The sequence below is a fragment of the Streptomyces prasinopilosus genome (genome assembly GCF_001419695.1).
Taxonomy (GTDB): Bacteria; Actinomycetota; Actinomycetes; order Streptomycetales; family Streptomycetaceae; genus Streptomyces; species Streptomyces prasinopilosus.
This window is the reverse complement of record NZ_LIRG01000667.1, coordinates 1-2,704: the sequence shown is the minus strand read 5'-3', so window position 1 is coordinate 2,704 and position 2,704 is coordinate 1. Positions and strand designations below refer to the sequence as shown.

General features: G+C 74.5%; 3 protein-coding genes. 2 read left to right on the top strand and 1 reads right to left on the bottom strand.

Annotation, left to right across the window (positions count from 1 at the left end):
• Positions 1-182: 182 nt before the first annotated feature.
• Positions 183-509: a hypothetical protein gene (locus tag AOK18_RS24200; RefSeq protein WP_055695704.1), complete on the bottom strand. Its 327-nt coding sequence runs from the start codon at positions 507-509 to the stop codon at positions 183-185.
• A gap of 221 nt (positions 510-730) precedes the next feature.
• On the opposite strand from AOK18_RS24200, the gene AOK18_RS24195 reads away from it, so the two are divergent.
• Positions 731-1,693 carry an STM4015 family protein gene (locus AOK18_RS24195; protein ID WP_055695703.1) on the top strand — a complete coding sequence of 321 codons (963 nt, stop codon included), beginning with the start codon at positions 731-733 and terminating at the stop codon, positions 1,691-1,693.
• Between the two features lie 79 nt (positions 1,694-1,772).
• On the top strand, positions 1,773-2,704 hold a 932-nt coding region (locus AOK18_RS24190; protein WP_055695705.1), incomplete at its 3' end, for an STM4014 family protein.

The window sequence follows — 2,704 nt, the reverse complement described above, 5'->3', positions numbered from 1 at the left end:
CCCCCGGTGCGAGGACGCCGGTCCCGTCCGGCGCCCCGCCCGCCCGTCCGGCCGTCGTCATGGTCAACGTCCTCTGCTCGCGCCGCTGGTCCGGTCCGTGCTCTTCATGCCGCTCGTGCTCCGGGTGCACTTCGTGTTCCTCACGTACTGGTGGCCGTCATGGTGCTCATCGCCCGCTCCGCTCAGTCGGCGACGATCCGGACGGAGCCGGGGACGTACTCGCGCTGCCGGATCACGCGGTACCACCCCTCGGGCAGCGGGATCGGCGCGTGCTCCTCGTGCACCACCCGGCCGCCCCCGGGCAGATGCAGCAGCAGCGGACCGAAGGGGCCCGGCTCTCTGACCAGTTCGCCCTTCCCGACGACCGCGTGCGCGTGCCCGGTGACCTCTCCCAGGGCCAGCACCAGCCGGCCCCGGGCGTCACGGGGTTCCCGGGGCGCGTCCGTGACGTGCGCGGGCACCGCCTCCTCGGCGACGGGCACGATCAGCACGTCTCCCTGCCGGTACATGGCTCTCCCCTCCGCTCCGGCGCGCGGTGCTCCGGAGTCCGTGCGAGGACCGTACGAGCCGCCACTGACATCAGCCCCCGGCCGGACCCGCCGCGGGGTGCTGTCAGTGGCTGTTGGTAGAACTGCTGCACGTACCGTCGGACGGCTCGCGTCCAGGGTTCCGCGACGGTGCCGGCCCCGAACGCCGTCCGTTCGTCCCTCACACGTCAGGAGCAGTCCGCATGGCCCATGTCGAGCACCTCAAGGAGCTGTACGGCCTGCCCGTCTTCCACTTCCCCGAAGCGTCCGCCGCGCCGGCGGACCTGCCCCGGCCCGAAACCGTGGCCTGGCGGATCGCCACCGGGGTGTACGACGCCGAGGAGACGTGGGGGGAGGTCTTCGCCCGGTTCTGCGCCACGGTCGACACGACGGAGGTGCGGGCCCTGGTCGTCGGCCCCTGGGAAGAGGCGTACGAGTCGTCCTCGTCCAAGGTCCTGGAGGCGCTGCTGGCCGCGCGCGACCGTCTGCCCGCCCTGCGGGCGCTGTTCCTCGGGGACCTGACCTACGAGGAGGCCGAGATCTCCTGGATCACCCAGGCCGACGTCTCCCCCCTGCTGGCGGGCTTCCCCGCCCTGGAGGAGTTCGGGGTGCGGGGCAGCCAGGGGCTGAGGTTCCCCGCCCTGCGCCATGACGCGCTGCGCGCGCTGGCCCTGGAGTCCGGCGGGCTCCCGGCGGACGTCGTCCGGGGCGTCGGGGCCAGTGAGCTGCCCGCGCTGGAGCACCTCGACCTGTGGCTCGGCACCTCGTGGTACGGCGCCGACAGCGAGGCCGCCGACCTGGAACCGATCCTGTCCGGCGACCGCCTCCCGAACCTGCGCCACCTGGCCCTGCGCAACAGCGAGATCCAGGACGAGGTCGCCGCCGCCGTCGCCTCCGCCCCGGTGGTCGCCCGCCTCGAGGTGCTCGACCTGTCGATGGGCACCCTCGGCGACGAGGGCGCCGTCGCCCTCCTCGGCGGTCAGCCGCTGACCCACCTGAAGAAGCTCGACCTGCACCACAACTACCTCAGCGACCCCGTCCGGCAGCGCCTGACCGAGACCCTCGGGGCCGCGGGCGTCGAGATCGACCTGGACCCGGACGGCGCCGAGGAGGAAGAGGACGAGGACGAGGGCACCGTCGAGCGCTACGTGGCCGTCGGGGAGTGACGACCGCGTGACGCAGGACCAGCCGGCCCTCCCGGCGCCCGCCCGGACCGGGCCGACCACCCCGGCGTCGGCCTCGCCCGTGCGCTTCACCGTGGTGGGCAATCCGGAGAACCGCAGGGTCGCCCTCTTCGCCGACGGCGTACGCGCGGCCGGGCTGCCCGCACCGCGCGTCGTGCCCTGGACCGAGGTCCTGCGCGCGGGCGGAGCCGACTTCGCCCCCGGAGAGATCGTCCGGCTCGACTCGCCCGGCGAGAACCCGGAGGTCGACCGGCTGCTGCGGGACACCCCGGACCCCACGAGGGTCGAGGGCTCGGGACGCTGGTACGCGCGGTTCACCCGGGCGGTCCGGCGACTGCGGGGCGGTGTCCGGCTCGACGACGCCGACGACCTGGCCGTCCTGTTCGACAAGCGGCGCTGCCACGCGGTCCTCGCCGCGGCGGACGTCCCCGTGCCCCCGTCGCCCACCTCCGGAGGGGCCGCGGCACCGGTCCGGGGCTGGGACGACGTCCGTGCGGCCATGCGCGAGCACCGGATGCCCAGGCTCTTCGTCAAGCTCGCGCACGGTTCCTCGGCCTCCGGCGTACTCGCCGTCGAGGCGTCGGCCGCCGGCCGGATCCGGGCCACCACCTCCGTCGAACTGGCTCCGGACGGAGCCCTGTTCAACTCCCTCAGACTGCGCCGCTACGAACACGAGCGGGACATCGCCGCGATCGTCGACACGCTGGCACCCGACGGCCTGCACCTCGAACGCTGGCTGCCCAAGGCCTCCCTGGGGGGCCGCGCCGCCGATCTGCGGATCGTGGTGGTGGACGGCCGCGCGACCCACGCCGTGGTGCGCACCAGCACCTCACCGCTGACCAACCTCCACCTCGGCGGACGCCGCGGCGACCTGGACGCGGTCCGGGACGCCGTACGGGCGGGCGGCGGACGGTGGCCGGACGTCCTCTCCGTGTGCGAGCGGGCGGCGGCCTGCTTCCCCCGCACCCTGTGCGTGGGCGTCGACCTGCTCCC